The sequence below is a fragment of the Polaromonas sp. DSP2-3-2b2 genome (genome assembly GCF_049895905.1).
Taxonomy (GTDB): Bacteria; Pseudomonadota; Gammaproteobacteria; order Burkholderiales; family Burkholderiaceae_C; genus Polaromonas.
In genome coordinates this window covers 1-19669 of sequence record NZ_JAFCTH010000026.1, presented here as the reverse complement: position 1 = coordinate 19669, position 19669 = coordinate 1, and the positions used below count along the sequence as shown (strand labels likewise).

The 19669-nt window shown below is 63.4% G+C and carries 21 protein-coding genes and 1 pseudogene; 12 read left to right on the top strand and 10 right to left on the bottom strand.

The features are described from left to right. Positions 1-51 precede the first annotated feature (51 nt). Positions 52-717, top strand: coding sequence for a response regulator (locus ACP7AD_RS16500; protein ID WP_426148838.1), 666 nt, complete (start codon positions 52-54; stop codon positions 715-717). Positions 718-809: 92 nt separating this feature from the next. Beyond that, positions 810-2180 carry an ATP-binding protein gene (locus ACP7AD_RS16495; RefSeq protein ID WP_426148839.1) on the top strand — a complete coding sequence of 457 codons (1371 nt, stop codon included), beginning with the start codon at positions 810-812 and terminating at the stop codon, positions 2178-2180. A 32-nt stretch (positions 2181-2212) separates the two neighbouring features. Here ACP7AD_RS16495 and ACP7AD_RS16490 read toward each other — a convergent pair whose 3' ends face one another. Together ACP7AD_RS16490 and ACP7AD_RS16485 are read right to left on the bottom strand one after the other, a co-directional pair. Then, positions 2213-2830, bottom strand: coding sequence for a class I SAM-dependent methyltransferase (locus tag ACP7AD_RS16490; RefSeq protein WP_426148840.1), 618 nt, complete (start codon positions 2828-2830; stop codon positions 2213-2215). A gap of 75 nt (positions 2831-2905) precedes the next feature. After that, positions 2906-3787 (bottom strand): MBL fold metallo-hydrolase, encoded by an 882-nt coding sequence (locus tag ACP7AD_RS16485; RefSeq protein WP_426148841.1) that lies wholly within the window; start codon positions 3785-3787, stop codon positions 2906-2908. An 88-nt stretch (positions 3788-3875) separates the two neighbouring features. Here ACP7AD_RS16485 and ACP7AD_RS16480 point away from each other — a divergent pair, with 88 nt between their 5' ends. The 8 genes from ACP7AD_RS16480 (at position 3876) to ACP7AD_RS16445 (ending at position 9668) form a co-directional block, all read left to right on the top strand. Further along, the gene (locus ACP7AD_RS16480; protein ID WP_426148842.1) at positions 3876-4202 is read left to right on the top strand and encodes a metalloregulator ArsR/SmtB family transcription factor; all 327 of its coding nucleotides are present in this window, start codon (positions 3876-3878) and stop codon (positions 4200-4202) included. After that, the gene (locus ACP7AD_RS16475; RefSeq protein ID WP_426148860.1) at positions 4202-4636 is read left to right on the top strand and encodes a YeeE/YedE family protein; all 435 of its coding nucleotides are present in this window, start codon (positions 4202-4204) and stop codon (positions 4634-4636) included. The genes ACP7AD_RS16480 and ACP7AD_RS16475 overlap by 1 nt, the downstream gene beginning before the upstream one ends. An 11-nt stretch (positions 4637-4647) precedes the next feature. Further along, positions 4648-5085: a DUF6691 family protein gene (locus ACP7AD_RS16470; RefSeq protein ID WP_426148843.1), complete on the top strand. Its 438-nt coding sequence runs from the start codon at positions 4648-4650 to the stop codon at positions 5083-5085. Between the two features lie 13 nt (positions 5086-5098). After that, positions 5099-5740: a DUF599 domain-containing protein gene (locus tag ACP7AD_RS16465; protein ID WP_426148844.1), complete on the top strand. Its 642-nt coding sequence runs from the start codon at positions 5099-5101 to the stop codon at positions 5738-5740. A 136-nt stretch (positions 5741-5876) separates the two neighbouring features. After that, a complete protein-coding gene (locus tag ACP7AD_RS16460; RefSeq protein ID WP_426148845.1) occupies positions 5877-6539 on the top strand; it encodes a TetR/AcrR family transcriptional regulator in 663 nt (220 codons plus the stop codon). Continuing rightward, positions 6536-7744 carry an efflux RND transporter periplasmic adaptor subunit gene (locus ACP7AD_RS16455; RefSeq protein ID WP_426148846.1) on the top strand — a complete coding sequence of 403 codons (1209 nt, stop codon included), beginning with the start codon at positions 6536-6538 and terminating at the stop codon, positions 7742-7744. The genes ACP7AD_RS16460 and ACP7AD_RS16455 overlap by 4 nt, the downstream gene beginning before the upstream one ends. Continuing rightward, on the top strand, positions 7741-8934 hold the full coding sequence (locus ACP7AD_RS16450; protein ID WP_426148847.1) for an ABC transporter permease: 1194 nt from the start codon (positions 7741-7743) through the stop codon (positions 8932-8934). Before ACP7AD_RS16455 ends, ACP7AD_RS16450 begins: the two co-directional genes overlap by 4 nt. After that, positions 8931-9668 carry an ABC transporter ATP-binding protein gene (locus ACP7AD_RS16445; RefSeq protein ID WP_426148848.1) on the top strand — a complete coding sequence of 246 codons (738 nt, stop codon included), beginning with the start codon at positions 8931-8933 and terminating at the stop codon, positions 9666-9668. Before ACP7AD_RS16450 ends, ACP7AD_RS16445 begins: the two co-directional genes overlap by 4 nt. A gap of 211 nt (positions 9669-9879) precedes the next feature. Here the strand turns inward: ACP7AD_RS16445 and ACP7AD_RS16440 are convergent, their stop codons facing one another. The 8 genes from ACP7AD_RS16440 to ACP7AD_RS16405 are packed head-to-tail and all read right to left on the bottom strand — an operon-like array spanning position 9880 to position 18318. Further along, positions 9880-10260 (bottom strand): rhodanese-like domain-containing protein, encoded by a 381-nt coding sequence (locus ACP7AD_RS16440; protein ID WP_426148849.1) that lies wholly within the window; start codon positions 10258-10260, stop codon positions 9880-9882. Then, positions 10257-10733, bottom strand: a complete 477-nt coding sequence (locus tag ACP7AD_RS16435) for an OsmC family protein (protein ID WP_426148850.1) — start codon at positions 10731-10733, stop codon at positions 10257-10259. The genes ACP7AD_RS16440 and ACP7AD_RS16435 overlap by 4 nt, the downstream gene beginning before the upstream one ends. 18 nt (positions 10734-10751) lie before the next feature. Then, entirely contained in the window at positions 10752-11081 is a 330-nt protein-coding gene (locus ACP7AD_RS16430) for a rhodanese-like domain-containing protein (protein WP_426148851.1), read from the bottom strand. 31 nt (positions 11082-11112) lie between these two features. After that, entirely contained in the window at positions 11113-12384 is a 1272-nt protein-coding gene (locus ACP7AD_RS16425; protein WP_426148852.1) for an NAD(P)/FAD-dependent oxidoreductase, read from the bottom strand. A gap of 37 nt (positions 12385-12421) precedes the next feature. Next, entirely contained in the window at positions 12422-13792 is a 1371-nt protein-coding gene (locus tag ACP7AD_RS16420; RefSeq protein WP_426148853.1) for a TolC family outer membrane protein, read from the bottom strand. Between the two features lie 13 nt (positions 13793-13805). Beyond that, the gene (locus ACP7AD_RS16415; RefSeq protein ID WP_426148854.1) at positions 13806-14015 is read right to left on the bottom strand and encodes a YgaP family membrane protein; all 210 of its coding nucleotides are present in this window, start codon (positions 14013-14015) and stop codon (positions 13806-13808) included. 3 nt (positions 14016-14018) lie between these two features. After that, positions 14019-17258, bottom strand: a complete 3240-nt coding sequence (locus tag ACP7AD_RS16410; protein ID WP_426148856.1) for an efflux RND transporter permease subunit — start codon at positions 17256-17258, stop codon at positions 14019-14021. 1 nt (position 17259) lies between these two features. Beyond that, positions 17260-18318, bottom strand: coding sequence for an efflux RND transporter periplasmic adaptor subunit (locus tag ACP7AD_RS16405; RefSeq protein ID WP_426148857.1), 1059 nt, complete (start codon positions 18316-18318; stop codon positions 17260-17262). Between the two features lie 164 nt (positions 18319-18482). Between ACP7AD_RS16405 and ACP7AD_RS16400 the strand changes: the two genes are divergently transcribed. Together ACP7AD_RS16400 and ACP7AD_RS16395 are read left to right on the top strand one after the other, a co-directional pair. Continuing rightward, positions 18483-18821 carry an ArsR/SmtB family transcription factor gene (locus tag ACP7AD_RS16400; RefSeq protein WP_426148858.1) on the top strand — a complete coding sequence of 113 codons (339 nt, stop codon included), beginning with the start codon at positions 18483-18485 and terminating at the stop codon, positions 18819-18821. A gap of 480 nt (positions 18822-19301) precedes the next feature. Then, positions 19302-19592: pseudogene (locus ACP7AD_RS16395) on the top strand (IS21 family transposase); the annotation flags it as partial. Between the last annotated feature and the right edge of the window lie 77 nt (positions 19593-19669).

The following is a 19669-nucleotide window of genomic DNA, read 5'->3' as shown; positions in this document are numbered from 1 at the left end:
TATTTCAGAGTGAGACAATTCCCACGCTATGGTTGTGCAAGGAGGCACGTTTTGCATATCCTGTTGGTCGAGGACGACGAGTTGGTGGCCAGTGGCGTCACTGCCGGGCTGCGGCTGCATGGCTTGATGGTGGACTGGGTTGGCACCGCTGCCGCCGCCCAGGCTGCATTGGACAGTTTTCACTTCGATGTCTGCGTTCTTGACCTGGGACTTCCGGACGAGGACGGTATGGCGCTGCTGCGACGCTGGCGGACCCGCGGACAATCGCTGCCCGTGCTGGTTCTGACGGCGCGGGATGCCGTCGAGTACCGTGTCGAGGGCTTGCAGGCCGGTGCCGATGACTATCTGCTCAAGCCCTTCGACCTGGATGAGTTGCTGGCGCGTCTTCATGCGCTGCACCGCCGTGCGGCCGGGCGAAGTGTCAACCAAGTCAATCATGGTCCTTTGTCATTTGTGGCCTCCACGGGAGAGGTCGCGCTTGATGGTGCGCGGATCGACCTTTCGCGCCGGGAACTGGCCCTGCTCCGGGCGCTGCTTCAGCATCCGCAGCACGTCCTGAGTGCGGAGCGCCTGCGCGACAGCCTCTACGGGTTCGAACAGGAAGTTGAAAGCAACGCCATCAACGTGCACATCCACCACCTGCGTCGAAAGCTCGGCCCCAATATTGTCGAGACTGTACGTGGTCAAGGCTATCGCCTTGGAGAAGCTGGCTGGTGAAGCGCTCATCGACCCCGAAAAATGCGGCATCAAGCAAAGCGCCCGGTGCCAGGTCCAGCACTGGGCGCCCGTGGAGTCTGCGTGTACGCCTTTTGGCCATCATCGGACTGTCGCTGGTGACCCTGTGGAGCCTGGTGGCGGTCTGGATGCTCATCGACGTGCGCCGCGAGCTTCGCACAGCGCTTGATGACCGGCTGGCCGCATCGGCGCGCATGGTGGCTGGGTTGGTCATGCAGATGCCGCGCGAAAGCATGGCAGTAGGCAAGCCGGTGGAATCGGCCCTCGACGTTGTCGCACGCGATGGCCTGGCCTGTGAAGTCAGCCTGCTGCGTGGAGAAGTGACGATGCAGCCCGTGGCTCGAACGACCAGCAGCCCTGGTCTGGGCGACGTTCAGCCGGGCTACAGCACGCGCAGCTTTGGCGGCAAACTCTGGCGCACCTATGTATTGCAGGAAGGCGGCATCCGGATCGCCACCGCCGATCGCATCGATGTGCGTGAGAGTTTGCTGCGGGACATCGCCCTGACTGCCGGGATTCCTTTTGCCATCGCGCTGGCCGGCAGTTTGTTGTTGCTGTGGTTTGGAATCGGTAGCGGCCTGCGTCCCATCGAGAGAGTGCGCGCAGCGCTTGCTCTGCGCGGGCCCTCAGACACCGCACCACTGCCCGACACCCAAGCGCCGCCCGAGTTGCGGCCGCTCGTGGATACCATCGAGCATCTGGTCGGTCGCATGCAGGATGCGATGGCCCGGGAACGGCGGTTCACCGACGACGCTGCGCACGAGCTGCGAACGCCCTTGACGGGTATCAAAACACACCTGCAGGTCATGCGGCTTGCCGCCCGGAAAGCTGACGGCGCGCCCGTGGCGCAGCAAGCATTGGCCGATGCCGAACGGGGGGTGCTGCGGCTGCAAAACACACTTGATCAGCTACTACTTTTGGCGCGCCTGGAGGGTTCGCTCCAGCCGGCGTCGCGAGGCCGATCCTTCGCAGATGTCGCCGCAAAGCTGGCGATTGACGATGCCCAAGCCGGTCAACATGCGAAGGGACGCGTGCGCTTGTTCCTGCCAAACCGAACGATTGCATTGGCAGTGCCCGAATCGCTGCTGGTCTGCGCGCTGCGCAACCTTCTGGACAATGCGATGCGCTATTCGACTGGCCCGTCCGAAGTGGTGTTGCGCGTCGAGATGCATGAAAACCAGAATGTCGCTTTTTGCGTCTGCGATGAAGGGCCCGGCTTGAGCGAGGTGGATTGCGCACTGGCCACGCAGCGGTTCTGGAGGCGTGGTGCGGCCTCTCAAGGCAGCGGTCTGGGGCTTTCCATCGTCAGCGAGATGGCCAGTCGTTACGCGGGAAGCTTGCAGCTTCGTCCGCGAAATCCGGTGGGCCTGGAGGCCTGTTTGACATTTCCCGAAAACTCCGACCAACAGGCGAGCGCTGACGTGGCACCGGCATCAGAGCATTGAATTTAATCATTCACAGGCCTCGACCTGGCGTTTCATGACGATTTGACGCAGTAGCAATAAATGAACTGCTGCGAAGTCCCAAACGGCGTCTCGTGTACTTCAGTTGCGCTTTCGACGAGGCGAAAGGCATCGCCAAACTCACCGTGCAGCCCATCCGCGTCATACCGAACCACGTCAAGGCCGCTGCACTTGGAGGGACCCTCGGGCCCAAACGTCGCCACGATGACATGGCCTCCCGGTTTGACCGCATGCATCACCAAGCGCACATAGGCCCGGCGCTGCGCGAGGTCAGTCAGGAAGTGAAAAACCGCTCTGTCATGCCACACGTCGTATCTTGCCTCGGGGAGTGCGACCTGGGTGACGTCCCCGACCCACCACGCCACCGCATTGCCTGCGGGACCGAGCCGTTGCCGGGTTGCATCAATGGCCGCCTGCGAAATATCAAGAACGCTAACGTCAAGGTAGCCCGCGCCGAGCAAATCATCGACCAAGGTCGACTCGCCGCCACCGACGTCAATGATGGACATTGCACGGTCTGGCGCAGCTTTTTCTATCAACGAAAGCGAGCGCTCCAGATGAGGGCGAAACCAGCTGACCGCGTCCGCTGCCTTGCTCTGATAGACCTGTTCCCAATGATTTTGCGTGTTCATTCTGACCTCGTTCATAAAGCTGCCAAAGTGAAATCTGGTTGTTCAGCGACGACCGCTCCCGGTTCAAAGCGCATGCTATTTGCTCTTCACGCCCAGCGTGTTGACCGGAATTTTGAGATAACTGATGCCGTTGTCTTCGGGGGGCGGCAGGTCGCCGGCGCGGACGTTGACCTGAATGGCCGGCAGGATGAGCGTGGGCATTCCCAGCGTCGCGTCTCTGGCGGTGCGCATGGCGACGAAGGCTTCTTCGGTAACGCCGTCATGCACATGGATGTTGTTCGCGCGCTGCTCACCCACGGTGGTCTGCCATTGCGGCGTGCGGGATGCCGGCGGATAGTCGTGGCAGACAAACATCTTGGTCGCCTCCGGCAAGGCCAGTAGTTTGCGGATGGACCGGTACAGCGCATGCACGTCGCCGCCCGGGAAGTCTGCCCGCGCCGTTCCGACATCGGGCATGAACAGCGTGTCGCCCACAAAGACCGAGTCTTCCACCCGGTACGCCATGTCAGCCGGGGTATGGCCTGGAACCAGCAGTGCTGTGGCCTCGACATTGCCAATTTTGAACGTCTCGCCTTCCTTGAACAGATGGTCGAACTGGCTGCCATCGGGCAGGAACGAAGGCTCCAGGTTAAAGACTGCCTTGAAGGTCGACTGGACGGCGCGGATGTTCTCGCCAATGGCAATGCGCCCGCCGACATGCGCCTTCAAATAGTGTGCGCCCGAGAGGTGGTCGGCATGGGCGTGGGTTTCCAGAATCCAGTCCACATGCAGTTGCTTGTCCGCCAAGTAGGCCCGCACCCGATCGGCTGATGTGGTGCTCGTGCGTCCCGACTTGAAGTCGTAGTCAAGCACCGGGTCGATGATGGCCGCGTGGCCGGTCTGGTTGTCCGAGACGACGTAGGTGACGGTCCAGGTTTCGGGGTCAAAAAAAGCTTGGGTCGTTATTTTTGCGTTCATGGCTGACTCCATTGGTTGATTTCGATATGTTGACGGATATTGTATTGTTTTATATAATATAGTCAATCTAACCAAACAAATCGACCTTATGACTCCCACCTGTCTCGTCCTGGACCCTGAGTTGCTGCGCGCAGCAGCGACGCAAGCCGTTGGCACCCTGAAAGTGCTGGCCAATGAAGACCGCCTCTTGTTGCTGTGCCAGCTGTCGCAAGGCGAGCGCTGCGTCGGCGAACTGGAAGCCGCACTCGGCATCCATCAGCCGACCCTGTCGCAGCAACTCGGCGTGTTGCGCAACGAAGGCCTGGTCAACACGCGCCGCCAGGGCAAGCAAATCTTCTACAGCGTGGCCAACCCGGCAACGCTGGAAATCCTGGCGCTGCTGTACCGTATTTATTGTCCCGAAGGAAGCACATGATGACTATCGACTGGAATGCCTTTACCCCCTGGTCCTCCCTGCTGGGCGGCGTATTGATTGGGGTGGCTGCTGCCATGTTCGCGCTGCTCAATGGACGCATCGCGGGAATCAGCGGCGTACTGGGCAATCTGTTGAAGCCCGTGCGGGGAGATATGGGCTGGCGAGCCGCTTTTCTCCTGGGGCTGGTAGGCGCTCCGCTGCTGTATGCGCTCTTCGCCGAACTGCCTGCGGTGCAGATTGACGCCAGCTACGGCGCCCTGGTAGCTGCGGGCCTGCTCGTGGGCATCGGCACCCGATATGGTTCGGGCTGCACCAGCGGCCACGGCGTTTGCGGTCTGTCAAGGCTCTCGCTTCGTTCTCTGGCGGCGACGGCCACGTTCATGGGCGCAGGCTTTTTGACCGTGTTCGTGCTGCGCCACCTGTTCAGTATCTAAGGAAGAAATCTATGTTTGTATTGACTTCTTTACTCACGGGCCTGGTGTTTGGCCTGGGGCTCATCGTCTCCGGCATGGCCAATCCCGCCAAGGTGCTGGGCTTTCTGGATGTCGGGGGCGCGTGGGACCCTTCGCTCGCGCTGGTGATGGCGGGGGCCATCGCGGTGGGCTTTGTCGCTTTCTTCTTTGCGAAAAACCGGACCCTGTCGCTCATGGGTGCGGAGATGAAACTGCCCACTGCAAGCCCGATTGACCGGCGCCTGATGATGGGTAGCACGCTGTTCGGCATCGGCTGGGGCATTGCCGGGTTCTGCCCGGGCCCCGGCCTGGTGGCGCTGGGCATGGGCGAGTCCAAGGCGCTGGTCTTTGTGGCCGCGATGCTTCTCGGAATGGTTGTATTCGAGTTGCTGGAGCTGCGCCGGCCAGCGATGACGCCCCGGGCTGCGTGATCGCTTGGCCAGCATGACCAACGCGACCACCTGGCTGGCGAGCCTCATGACCGTTGCCATACTCGTGTCCTACGAAGTCGCGCTGCTGCTGGTGCAGCGCAGGCACCCCGCGCTGTTGGCGCGCTCTGTGCATGCGACCTTGCGCGAAGACTGGTTTGCCGCGCTGTCCAAGCACCGTGGCTCGGAAATCCTGGCAGTGCAGACCCTGCGCAATTCGATGATGTCGGCGACCATGACCGCGTCAACGGCAGCGCTGGGACTGATGGGCGCGGCCACGCTGGCCGCCCCTTCGCTGAACGCCTCGTTTAGCGCCAGCGACGCCATCTCCGCACATTTGACCGCGCGGCTGGTGCTCGAACTGGTTCTGATGACGGTTTTGTTTGCCTCGCTGGTCTGCTCGGCGATGGCGGTGCGTTATTACAACCACGCCGGGTTCATCAGTTCTATGCCGGTTGACTCCGAGGAGCGCCTGCGATGGTCGCCCGCCGGTGCGGTCTATTTGCGCAGGGCAGGGTTGCTCTACAGCTGGGGCTTGCGCCACCTGCTTTTGGTGGCGCCGATTCTGGCGTCCATCGTCTACCCGCTGGCAGGCCCCGTGGCTGCGGTGGTTGTGGTCATGGCGCTGCTGGGCTTTGATAGATTCACCACGACATGAACCTTTCAATTTCAGGTCGACGTGAACAAATCCGGTGCCATTGACAGTGCGAAATTGGTAAGGAAAACTGCGTCGCTCGCACAAAATCGGAGCCGGCTCTACAATCCAGGTAATTAACCAATTACCTGGATTGTTGATGGAAATATCCGTAAAGAGTGTCAAGCAGTCCACAGAAATCCGTCAGGCTGCTCTGGTGGATGCTGCCTTGAGGCTGGCGGCGCAGCGCAGCCCGGCAGACATCACCACCGGCGATCTGGCTCAGGCTGTGGGTATCACGCAAGGCGCGGTGTTTCGCCATTTTTCCAGCAAGGAAGCGGTTTGGCTGGCGGTGCTGGATTGGACCGCAGACACGCTGATGAGTCGGATTCAATCGGCCGCTGACGCTGAATTGGCCAAATTGGACAAGTTCGCGCCGCTGGCCGCGCTGCAAGCGGTATTCATGGCGCATGTGGATTTTGTGGTCGCCCATCCTGGCGTTCCGCGGGTGATTTTTCAGGAACTGCAGCACGCGCAGGACACGGCGCTCAAGGCCCGCGTTCGCGGTCTGATGCAGCAGTACCGGAGATTGCTCATGGGCGTACTGGAGCGCGCGCAAGAGCAGCGCCTGCTGGCGCCGGGCACTGACCGAGAGGCCGCTGCGGTGCTGTTTGTCGGTTCGGTGCAGGGCCTGGTCATGCAGTCGCTGATCAGCGGCGAAGTGCGCGCCATGGCCCAACAGGCGCCCGCTGTGTTCACTATTTATTTGCGCGGGCTGGCTACAACGGGAAGCAGGCACCTCACGACAAAGGACACACCATGAAGCTCAAGCTTCTTCTTTCGCGTCGCCTGGCCCTGGGCGGACTGGCGCTGTTGCTGGTGGGTGCGTTGGCTTTTGTGGCCCTGCGAACCGGACCGCTGGCGCCCACGCGGGTCACCGTCACGCGAGTGCAGGAAGGCCGGCTGAGCCCGGCCATCTTTGGCATCGGTACCGTGGAAGCGCGGCGCAACTGGATGATTGGCCCCACGGTGGCCGGCCGGGTGCTCAGCGTCAAGGTCGATGTGGGCGACACGGTCAAGGCCGGGCAGCTGCTGGCTGAAATGGACCCGGTGGACTTGGACCAGCGGCTGGCCGCCCTTGACGCCGCGCTGGCGCGCACGGCCAGCAGCCAGGCCGCTGCACAGGCGCAAGTCGCAGACGCCACGGCGCGGCGCGCGCTGGCCGCCGTGAATGCCAAACGCAACCAGGACCTGGCCGCGCAAAACTTCATCAGCGCCGGCGCGCTCGAAGCCCGTCTTCAGGAAAAAGCCTCGGCCGACGCTGCGCTGCAGGCCGCGCAAGCCAACCTGGGCGGCGCGGGCCAGGACGTACTGCGGCAGCGGGCCGAACGCGCCGCGTTGGCGCAGCAACGCGGCAACGTTCGCCTGCAGGCTCCGGCCGACGGTGTGGTGACCAGCCGCGACGCCGAAGCCGGTAGCACGGTGGTGGCCGGCCAGCCGGTGCTACGGCTGATCGACCCGGCCAGCCTGTGGGTCAGGCTGCGGGTGGACCAGGGGCGTTCGGCTGGTCTCGTGCCCGGCCTGCCCGCGCAAATCGTGTTGCGTTCACGCCCGGATACACCCTTGGCTGGCCAGGTCGCGCGGGTGGAGTTGCTGGCCGACAGCGTTACTGAAGAGCGCATCGCGCAAGTGGGGTTCGCCGTCGCCGCTGGCGCCTCAATCGGTGAATTGGCCGAGGTCACGCTGCAACTGCCTGAAACTCCGATGTCGCTGCTGATTCCCAGCGCCAGCATTCAGCGCCAGCAGGGTCGGACCGGCGTGTGGCGGATTGAAGGCGGCAAGCCGGCGTTCGCGTCCGTGAAGTTGGGCGCCAGCAGCCTTGATGGCCAAGTACAGGTGCTTGACGGGTTGAATGCCGGCGATGTGGTGGTGGTGTACAGCCAGAAAGCCTTGAGTGCTGGCGCCCGCGTGCAGGTGGTCGATGCGCTGGTGAACGGCAAAACCAGCCCCGCCAGAAACACCCCATGATCAGCCTGGCCGGGCGCGACATCGCCCACAGCTGGGGCAAGTTCGTGCTGACCGGCCTGGGCCTGGGCTTGCTGATTGGTGTGACGCTGACCATGGCCGGCGTTTACCGCGGCATGGTCGATGACGCGCAGGCGCTGCTGACCAACAGCCGGGCCGACCTGTGGGTGGTGCAACAAGACACGCAGGGGCCGTATGCCGAATCATCCAGCCTGAAGGACGACGTGGTGCGCAGCGTGCGCGGCATGCCGGGCGTGGCACAGGCGGCCAACGTGACCTACTTCACCATGCAGGTGAGCAGCGACGATGGCCGCGAAACGCGCGCCATGGTGGTCGGCATCGAGCCCGATGGTCCCGGTGCGCCGGGCTACCTGGTGGCGGGCCGCCAGCTCACACGCAGCCATTACGAGGCTGTGGCCGACATCAAAGCCGGCTTTACGCTGGGCCAGCGCATCCGCATCCGCCGCCACGACTACCGCGTGGTCGGGCTGACGCAGCGCATGGTGTCCTCGGGCGGGGACCCAATGGTCTTCATACCGCTCAAGGACGCGCAGGAAGCGCAGTTTTTAAAAGACAACGATGCGATTCAAAACGACCGTACCCGCACCGTCAATAACCCGGCCTTCAACCGCCCAGGCGTGCCCGGCCTGCTGGACGCGGTGCAAGCGCTGCAAATGAGTAGCCGGAATGTCAACGCAGTGCTGGTGGAGCTGTCGCCCGGCTTCGCGGCCGAACAGGTGGCCAAGCCGATTCGCCGCTGGAAGCACTTGGCGGTGTTCACGCGCGCGGGCATGGAAGAGATTCTGGTGGCCAAGCTGATTGCCACCTCGGCCAGACAGATCGGCATGTTTTTGGCAATTCTGGCGGTGGTTAGCGCCGCCATCGTGGCCTTCATCATCTACACCATGACGCTGGGCAAGATCCGCGAGATTGCGGTGCTCAAACTGATTGGCACGCGCAACCGCACCATTGCCGGCATGATCCTGCAGCAGGCCTTGGGCCTGGGGCTGATCGGGTTTGTGGTCGGCAAGGTGGCCGCCACGGTCTGGGCGCCTATCTTTCCCAAATTCGTGCTGCTGCTGACGCAGGACGCGCTCACCGGGCTGGCCGCCACGCTGCTGATCTGCGCGCTGGCCAGCACGCTGGCGATTCGCGCGGCGCTCAAAGTCGATCCGGCCACCGCCATAGGATGACCGATATGAATCCTATGACACACGCACCAAGCCCCGGCGGCATCCTGATTGAAGGCCTGCGCAAGGTGTACGGCCACGGCGACACCGCCGTCCAGGCGCTCAAGAACGTCAATATGACCGTGGGGCCCGGCGAAGTGGTCGGGCTGGTCGGCCCGTCGGGTTCGGGCAAAAGCACGCTGCTCAAATGCCTGGGCGCCATCATCGAGCCCACGTCTGGCCGCATGACGCTGGGCAACGAGCTGATTTATGACAACGGCTGGACCACCTCCGACCTGCGTGCGCTGCGGCGTGACCGCATCGGCTTTGTGTTTCAGGCGCCGTACCTGATTCCGTTTCTGAACGTGACCGACAACGTGGCCCTGCTGCCCATGCTGGCGGGCGTGGCCAACGTCGAGGCCAGGCGCCGGGCGCTGGAGCTCTTGAGTGCGCTGGACGTGGCCCACCGCGCCAAGGCCGAGCCTTCGCAGCTGTCGGGCGGCGAGCAGCAACGCGTCTCGATTGCGCGCGCGCTGGCGAACCGCCCGCCGGTGATTCTGGCCGACGAACCCACCGCGCCGCTGGACAGCGAACGCGCCTTGGCAGTCATGCGTATCCTGAACCAGATGGCCCGGCAGGCGCAAACCGCCATCATCGTGGTGACGCACGACGAAAAGATCATCCCGACGTTCAAGCGGATTTATCACATCCGTGACGGCCACACCTTCGAGGAAGCCGGCGAGGGGCGCAGCCTTTGAAAACGACTTTCACCTGTCGGGGGGATCCAACAATATCGGAGGGGCGCCGCTGGGAAAGGCGCACCGCAGACGCGCTGGGTTTTTACGTTTTTCTGCATAAAAACAGTCGTTTGCGCAATAGCTGCGGGCGTAAGCAGCTATCTAATCCATAGCGTTGGGATGGGTCTATCCCACACCAACACCCCGCTGAATACGCTTTTGCGCAAGCGGCTTATTCAAACGATGGCGGCTGCGGCTTGACCACCGGCTTGCCGGCTGCCACCCAGGCATCAAAGCCGCCTGCCAGGGACTGCACGTTCAGATAACCCATCTCATGCAGCGCGGCGGCGCTCAGTGCGGCGCGTCCGCTGGTCTTGCAATACAGCACGATCTTGAGGTCGCGCGGCTGCAGCGCGGGGTTGCCGCTGAACTTGAACTCCAGCATGCCGCGCGAGATGTGTACTGCGCCGCTCAGGTGGCCAGCGGCGTATTCGTCGGCCTCGCGCACATCGAGCAGCAAGTCGGCTTCCCGGATGGCCTGATCGGCGTCGGCAATGGCGATTTCCTGCACCCGGGTTTTGGCGGCGGCAACGAGGTCGTGGGCGGTTTTCATGGCGTCTCCTGAGGGTTGAGCGGGTCTTGTCGCAGCTGCATTCCGATGCTGTCAAACACCTGCAGTGTGACCGGAATGCCCTGGCTGATGCTTTGGGTGACGGTGCAGTAGGCCTCGAATTGCGCCAGCACACGGTCAAGGTGTTCCAGCTGGGCGGCGGGCACGCCCAGATGAAGGGTAGCGGTCATCCGCAGCACGCGCAGGCGGTTGTCGGCGTTGCGGCCGACTTCGGCCTGCACGATGCAGCGCAGCGGCTCGGGCGCCTGCTTGAACTTGCGCAGCGCAAACAGCAGCGAGTCGCTCAGGCAGTTGCCCACGGCGGCGCATAGCAGCTGCACGGGCGAGGGGCCCTGGCCCGTTCCCAGCGGCGCCGGCTCGTCGCTGGTCAGCACGGGGATTGCGACGGCGAAGTGGATGTCAAAGCGGTAGTCGTGCTGCTGTATCAGCTCGACCGTGATGGCGTTTTCGCTCATGGGGGTTTCTTTCCAGGCTCAAGCCCGTTCGATGGGCCGGTTGAGTTTCAGTGCCACGGCGCCGACCGAGCCGCCATTGACCACCTGTTGGTAGCCGAGTTGCTGCATCAGCCGGCAGGCACCGCCCGAGCGGCCGCCTGACAGGCAGTACATCATCACGGGCATGCTTTTGTCGGGCGCCAAACGCCCGATCTCTTGCTCAAAGCGGTCCAGGGGCAGGTTGATCGCGCCCTGCACATGGCCCGAGGCATATTCGCCCGGCGAGCGAACGTCGATCACCAGGGCGTTGCCGGGCAAGGGCGCGCCAGCCGGTTCAGCGGCGCCGCGCATTCTGGAAAACCAGTTCATAGGCTTCTTTCAGGATCAAAAAAATCAGGGCTCAGCGCTCCAGCCGCTCGATGCCCAGCGCCTTGAGCAGGTATTTTTCGTAGATGGGTTCGGAGGTGCCGTTCTTCATCTTGTAGAGAAAGTATTTCTCGAAGCCGACCTTGGCCACATGCACCCACTTGCCCTTCTTGAACCAGTTGACGTTGCGCGGCGGGATTTGCGGCAGCGCCACGAAAGCCGCGCCGGTGTCGCCCATGTCGGCCAGGCAAATCGCGTTCCAGCTGGCCTTGGCCGTGGCGCTCTGGCCGGCAAGGTCGGCGGCGATGTTGTGAACGATGGCCGTCACCATGGTTTCGATCATGTAGCCGGTCTTGGGCGCGCCGGTCGGCACCGGCGTGACTTCGACCGGCGGAATGGCCACGCACACGCCGGCCGAGAAGATGTTGCGGTATTTCTTGCTGCGCTGGTATTCGTCGATCAGCACAAAGCCGCGCGGGTTGCACAGCCCCTCGACGGCTGCCACCGGGTCCACGCCCTTGAACGCCGGCAGCATCATGCTGAACCTGAAAGGCAGCTCATGCTCTTTTTTGACCTGGCCGCTGTCGTCCATCTCGCTCACGAACATCTTGCCGGCTTCAACCTTTGTGACTTTGGCGTTGGTGATCCACTTGATGTCGTGGTTGCGGAATTCGCTCTCCAGCATCGACTTGGAGTCACCCACGCCGCCCAGGCCCATGTGGCCGACATAGGGTTCGGGGCTGATGTAGGTCATCGGCACCTTGTGGCGCAGCTTGCGGCGCTGCAGGTCCTTGTTGAAGATGAACGCGAATTCGTAGGCCGGGCCAAAGCACGAAGCGCCCGGCATGGCGCCGATGATGGCCGGTCCCGGCTCCTTCAGGAATTCCTGGTAATGCTCCCAAGTTTTTTCGGCATGGTCGATAGTGCAGATCGAATGCGTGTGGCCCGCCGGGCCGGAGCCGGGCACTTCGTCAAACGACAGCTTGGGGCCGGTGGTGATGACCAGGTAGTCATAGTCCAGGCGGCTGCCGTCGTTCAGCTCCAGCGCATTGTGCGCGGCGTCAATCCGCTGGACCAGCTGCGCGACGAAGCCGATGCCCTTTTTTTCCAGGTGCGGCCGGATTGGAAAGGTGATGGCTTCGCGCTGGCGCCAGCCCACCGCCACCCACGGGTTGGACGGCACGAACTGGAAATAATCCACCGCGTTGACGACGGTGATGCTGTGCTGCGCGCCGAGGCGCTCGCGCAACTCGTAGGCGGCCGGCATGCCGCCCGTGCCTGCGCCGAGGATGATGATGTGGGCCATGGCTTGTCTCCTATGGGGGTTTGAAAAGGGAGCGCGTTCAGGGCTGGAGCAGCGCGTTCACGGTCTGTAGCCGCGATTCGTCGAGCTGGCCGGCCAGCGCCTGCAGGCGCAAGCGGTTGTGCAGCACCTCGATGCGCGCCTGCAGCAGCGCCAGATCGGCGGCGCTGGCGTCGTTTTCAGCATTGAGTAAATCCAGCGTGGTGCGGTCGCCCACCTGCCGGCCGAGCCGCGTGGCGTCAAGCCGGGCCTGGCTGGCGGTCACGGCTTCGGCCAGTGCGGTCAAGCGTGCCTGTCCGGTTTGCAATCCGAGCCAGGCGGCGCGGGTTTGCTGGCGGGTCTGCTGGCTGGCTTGTTCGACTTCGGCCCTCGCCTTGTCTTCGAGCCGCAAGGCTTCGTCCAGCTTGGCGCTGCGCATGCCGCCGGTATACAGCGGCACGTTGAGCTGCAGACCAATCATCTGTTGGCGCGTGGTGTTGCTGGCCGCGCCGAAGTCGCCGCTGCCGCTCAGGCGGTCCCGTCCGGCCTGCGCCACCAGATCCAGCGTGGGCGCCGCCAGAGCGCTGTGCTTGCGGATTTCCTGGCGGGCGGCGTCGGCGTTGGCCCGCTGCAGGCGCAGCAGGGGGTTGTTTTCCTGCGCCAGGGTTAGCCACTGCGCCAGTGGCGGCAGATCGGCCGGCGCCACCTCGCCGGCGGGCGCCATCACCTGCAGGGCATCGGGCGACAGGCCGGTGGCATCAAGCAGAATGGTCTGGGCCAGTTCCAGCTCGCTTTGGGCCGCCAGCACTTGCGCCTGCAGGCCGCGCGCCCGGGCCGAGGCTTCGTGGGTGTCGGTGACGGGCGCATCGCCCAGTTCAAACCGGTCCTTGGCCTCTGTGAAGGCCCGGTCCACGGCCGCCTGTTGCTGGCGCAGCAACGCCAGTTTGCGCTCGGCCAGCACCACGTCGAAATAACGCTGGCTGGTAGCCAGCATCAAGTCCTGCTGCGCGCTTTGCCATTGCAAGCTGGCCGAGTCCGCGCCGATCTCCAGCTGCTGGCGCTGGGCACTGCGCTCGGGGTTGTACAGGGGCTGGCGCGCCGTCACGGCCCAGCGGGTGGAGGAGCCGTTGTTGACCGAGGTGTCAAACGACACGCCGCCGGACTGGCCAAAGCCAGGCGCGGCGAACTGCGCGCCGCTGGTGGCGCTGTTGGCGCTCATGCGGCCTGCGCCGGCGCTGAGCATCACGTTCGGCCGCCACAGCGATGCCGCCTGCGCGCGGCGGGTTTCACCGGCAGCGCGGGCGGCATCGGCCACGGCGGCCTGCGGATCATGCTGGCGCGTCGCCTGCCAGGCCTGCATCAGGTCGGTTGCCTGGGCTGAAAAAGCGCACAGCGCCAGGGCGGCGGCGGCCAGCAGGTGGGTTTGCTTCATGAAGAACCTTTACTCAACAGCCAGGCTGCACGCCCAGCTTGCGCAGGATGGTTTCCATCAGGCACCAGTGGGTGAGGGCGCTTTGCAGCAGGTTCAGGCCCACGAAAGCGGTGAAGGCCAACCACCACTCATTAACAAAGATGGGGCTGCCCGGAATGCCCAGCGCAAGCGACAGCAGGATGAAGATGCCAGCCATCAGCCGGACGAGTTGCCATGATTTCATTGCTTACTCCTTGGAAGTGAGGGTTTCAGGGATTGAGAACTTCTTGCGGTAAGCCGCGTAGTACAGCGTCGGGATCACCACCAGCGTGAGCACAGTGGAGACAAAAATGCCGAAGATCAGCGAAATCGCCAGCCCGTTGAAGATCGGGTCGTCCAGGATGAAGAAGGCGCCCAGCATGGCGGCCAGACCGGTCAGCATGATGGGCTGGGCGCGGGTGATGGCCGAATGCACGATGGCCTGTTTGAAAGGCATGCCTTCGCGCGTTTGCAGGTTGATGAAATCGACCAGCAAGATGGAGTTGCGCACGATGATGCCGGCCAGCGCGATCATGCCGATCATGCTGGTGGCGGTGTACTGCGCATGCAGCAGCGCATGGCCGGGCATCACACCGATGATGGTCAGCGGAATCGGCGCCATGATGATCAGCGGCGTCAGGTAGGAGCCAAACTGCGCGACCACCAGCAGGTAAATCAATATCAGGCCGACGCCATAGGCCGCGCCCATGTCGCGGAAGGTCTCGTAGGTGATTTGCGACTCGCCGTCCCACTTGAGCGCATAGCCGCGCCAGGCGTCCGTGGGCTGGCTGATGAAATACTCGGCCAGTTTGCCGCCGTCGGGCGCCGTGATGGCGTTGATCTGGCTGCGCATCTGGAACACGCCGTACAGCGGGCTGTCGAGCTTGCCGGCCATGTCGGCTGTGACGAAATTGACCGGAAGCATGTCCTTGTGGATCACCGGCTGCTCGCGCAGCGTGTCGCTGAGCGTGACCAGTTCGCGAATCGGCACCAGCTTGCCCGAGGCGCTGCGCACGCTTAGCTGCAGCAGCGCATCGAGGTCGCCATGGCTTTCGGCGGGCAGTTGCAGCAGCGCCGGAGCCGGGTATTTGCTGCCGTCATGCAGGTAGGTGACAGCTTCGCCCGCCAGACCGGCGCGCAGCGTGCTCACAATGGCCTGCTGCGGCACGCCCAGCATCGCAGCCTTGCGGCGGTCCACCAGCAGCACGACGCGCGGCGCGCTGGCAATGCTGCTGTCGTCCACATCGACCACGTTGCCGGTTTTCTCGAAAATGGTGCGCACCGCCTTGGCCACGGCGCGGCGGCCGTCGGCGTCGGGGCCGTAGATTTCGGCCACGATGGGCGAGAGCACCGGCGGGCCTGGCGGCACTTCCACCACTTTCACATTGGCGCCATGGCGCAGGCCAATTTTTTGCAGCCCGGGCCGGACCCGGGTGGCGATGGCATGGCTTTGGTCGCTGCGCTGGTGCTTGTCCACCAGGTTCACCTGGATGTCGCCGACTTCGCCGCCGGCGCGCAGGTAATACTGGCGCACCAGGCCGTTGAAGTTGATCGGGGCTGCTGTGCCCGCGTAGGCCTGGTAGTCGGTCACTTCCGGTACGCCGGCCAGGTAGGCGCCGAGTTCATGCAGCACGGCGGCGGTTTTCTCGACCGGCGTGCCGGCCGGCATATCGACAATGACCTGGAACTCGGACTTGTTGTCAAAGGGCAGCATTTTGAGCAGCACCAGCCCGGTGGCCGGCAGCACCAGGGAAAGCGCAATCAGCCCGGCAATGCTAAGTCCCAGCAGGCCCCGATTGCGCCCGCCGCGCTGGTCGTCGAGCAGCGGCTTAAAAACGCGCTCGAACAGCGGTGCCAGCTTGCCCGCCATGCCGGTGGCTTTGCCTGTGGTGGCGTGGTCGCCGTGGCTTTCCTTCATCCACAGCCGGGCCAGCCAGGGCGTGACGACAAACGCAATCGCCAGCGACAGCAGCATGCCCATGCTGGCATTGATGGGGATGGGGCTCATGTAAGGCCCCATCAGGCCGCTGACGAAAGCCATCGGCAGCAGTGCAGCGATCACCGTGAACGTGGCCAGGATGGTCGGGCCGCCGACTTCATCGACGGCGCCCGGAATGATCTCGGTCAGCGTCTTGCCGGGAAAAAGCTTTTGATGGCGGTGGATGTTTTCAACCACCACGATGGCATCGTCCACCAGAATACCGATGGAAAAGATCAGCGCGAACAGCGACACGCGGTTCAGCGTGAAGCCCCAGGCCCAGGAGGCAAACAGCGTCACGGTCAGCGTCAGAATCACCGCCGTGCCGACGATCGCCGCTTCACGGCGGCCCAGCGCGAGAAATACCAGCGCCACCACCGAGGCCGTGGCGAACAGCAGTTTCTGGATCAGCTTTTGCGCCTTGTCGTTGGCGCTGGCGCCGTAGTTGCGCGTCTCGGCGACCTGCACCGCATCGGGAATCACGGAATTGCGCAGTTGCGCGACCCGCGCCATGACGGCGTTGGCCACGTCGATGGCATTCTCGCCCGGTTTCTTGGTCACGGCCACGGTCACGGCCGTGTACTCGCCACCGCCACTCCGGGCGGACAGGCCATGCCAGACATAGCGGCTGGCCGGCAGCGGGCCGTCGCGCACGGTCGCCACATCTTTCAGGAATACTGGCCGGCCTTCGCGCACGCTGACCATCAGGTCGGCGACCTCGCTGGCCTGCGCCAGGAAGGGGCCGGCTTCGATGGCCACGCTCTGGTTGCCGGCCAGCAGTTCGCCCACCGGCATGCCCATATTCGCCGACTGCAGCGCCTGGCGCATCTCCTGCACCGTCACGCCCGAGCCCGCCATGCGCCCCGGGTCCAGTTCGACCAGCACGGCGCGGTCGGGGCCGCCCAGGGTTTGCACTTCGCGCGTGCCGGGAACGCGCTTGATGTCGGCCTCGATGCTGTGCGCCACGCGCTCCAGGTCATAGGCGCTGGTCGTTGCATCCTTGCTGTAGAGCGTCAGCGTGACAATGGGCACGTCGTCGATGCCTTTGGGCTTGATGATCGGCTCCATCACGCCCAGGCCTTTAGGCAGCCAGTCGGCGTTGTCCTTGATGGTGTCGTGCAGCCGCACCAGCGCCTCGGTGCGCGGCACGCCCACCTTGAACTGCACTGTCAGCACCGCCATGCCGGGACGCGACACCGACATCACATGCTCCACGCCGGCAATCTGCGACAGCACCTGTTCGCCCGGTGTGGCCACCATCTGCTCGACATCGCGCACCGAGGCGCCCGGAAACGGCACCAGCACATTGGCCATGGTGACGTTAATCTGCGGCTCTTCCTCCCGCGGCGTGACCAGCACCGCAAAAATGCCCAGCAGCAGCGCGACGAGCGCCAGCAGCGGGGTGATTTGTGCGCTCTGGAAGAGGGCGGCGATGCGGCCTGAAACGCCCATGGGTTGTTTGGCGCTCATGTCAGCGCACCCTTGCGGCAGTTTGCGGGTCCACTACAACCTTGTCGCCCTTGCTGACGCCACTCAATATTTCCACCAGCTCACCCTTCGTGCTGCCGAGCCGGACCTGGCGCAGCAAGGCAAGCCCCTCGGGATTGAGCACATACAGCCCCGTCATTTCCGAGCGCCGGACCACGGCACTGGCGGGTACATACAAACGTTCGCCCTTGGCCATAGCGCCCTTTGCCGTCCCGAGGGGCAGCCAGATGCGGGCAAAGGCGCCCGGCGCCACGCCCTTGATGCCAGCGGGCAGGCCCAACCGGACCTGCGCGGTGTGCGTGGCGGCATCCACCACCGGCAACACCTGCACCTGCGTGGGACGCAGCAGGCCGGTGGCCAGGCCGGGCAGCTCGAACCGGACGGCGCTGGTGTCGCCCAAGCCGGCGATGGCGCTTTGCGGCACGGCGGCCGTCACCCGCAACTCCGCCGGGTCATGCATCGTGACCAGTGCGCGGCCGGGCATGGCCATGTCGCCCAAGGTCACGGGAACGTCGCTGACCACCCCGGCATAGGGCGCACTGACCACAAAAAACCCCGACTGGGTCCGGGCCGCGCCGGCCTGCGCCTGCAGCGCCCTGACCTGGGCTTGCGTCGCCTGCCACTGGGCCTGCGCCCGGTCGAGTGCCGACTGGCTGATGTACTGCTTCTGGAACAGCTGCTTTTGCCGTTCATAGTCCTTAGTCGCCACATTCAGGCTGGCCTGCGCGGCCTGCACTTGGGCATCGCTGGCGGCCGCATTCTGGCTGGCGGAGCGGGCGTCGATGCGCAGCAGTTCCTGGCCGGCCTTCACGCTGTCGCCCGCCTTCACACGCAGGGAAACGATGGCGCCGGGCACCTGGGCTGACAACGTGGTTTGCCGCACGGCTTCCACCACGGCATCCAGGCTGATGCTGTCGGCCGCGCCAGTGCTAGACGACTGAACCACCACGGTGGCGAGCGGGCTGTTTTCAGCCGCCCAGGCAGGCGCGCAGATCAACAGGCTGGTCAGGGTTGCCAGGGCTACAAGACTTTTTTGGGACATCCAGATTTCCTCACAGGCTTCTCGACTGCAGGGCAGTCAGTCAATTGTTATTGATTATTTAGCTACTTAGTTAATTAGTCAAATTGTATAATAATAAGCTTGTACTTTTGTTGTGCAAAGGTTTTGACAGGCTTGAAGACACAGCTTGACGAGGAGATCCCATCATGGAAAATTTGCCGCCCGAGGCGCTGACTGAAATCGCTGCCTACTTCCAGGCCCTGTCAGAGCCGACACGGCTTCAAATTCTCAACCTGCTCAGGCAGGAGGAGCGCAACGTGGGCGAACTGGCGCAGCTGTGCGGATTCACGGCGGCCAACATATCGCGCCACCTGACGATGCTGACCAAGCACGGGCTGGTGGCCCGCGAAAGCCGGGGAACCAGCGCGTACTACCGTATTGCCGATGAGTCGGTGTACGAGTTGTGTGATCTGGTCTGCGGAAAAATTGCAAGGCAACTCCAGCGGACTGCCGAGAAACACCAGATCTTTTCCCCCTCCGAATGAGGCGCGGAGTGCGGGACGCCTGCTCGTGAATTTACCGGTCCCATCGTCCTTGCGCTTGATCTGAATCAACCGCCGGCTCATTCAGGCTGGCAGTTTTGCTATTTAATTTATAGCTGCTTGCAAAGGACTGCTGTGCGCAAAAGGCTTATTTGATGCCGAAAAATTCGTTTTTTGGTTAAAACCAATTAACTCTAAACGTCTTGTGCGCCAAAGTGCTCGGGCATCTGCACCGCCACCTGAGTATTCCGGACCAACGTGACCGGTGATTCCGGGATCGTGACCGACGTTCCGGTGAACGTGACCGGGAGGATTCCGGCAACGTGACCGCTGATTCCGGCGAACGTGACCGATGGCAATGGTCACGACAGTCGGCACGGCGGTAGACACCGTCGGCACGGTGTTGCGCATAAACGAAACCGGGCGTGGCGTGTAGCTTCGATGCTTTTTGCAAAGAAACACATGCCCGCCCTAAGGATCAATATGCGCAAACTCAAAGACGCCCTGCGTCTGAAATTCGAGGGTGGACAGTCCCATCAACAAATCGCCAGTGCCCTGGGGCTCTCCAAAGGTGTTGTCACCAAATACGTGGGTCTGGCCGTCGCCGCCGGGCTGGACTGGGCGGCCATTTCAGCCCTGGACGAAGCCGCGCTGGAGCGACGCCTGCTGGCGTCGTCTCGCGCCAGCCAGACCTATGCGCAAGCCGACTTCGGACGGCTTCATCAGGAGCTTGGCCGCAAGGGTGTGACGCTCATGCTGCTCTGGGAGGAATACCCCCCCGTGTCAGACTAGTTGCCGCTCCCATGATTGCGGATGATCCGCATTGGAGCGTTATTCATGACAACAAATCG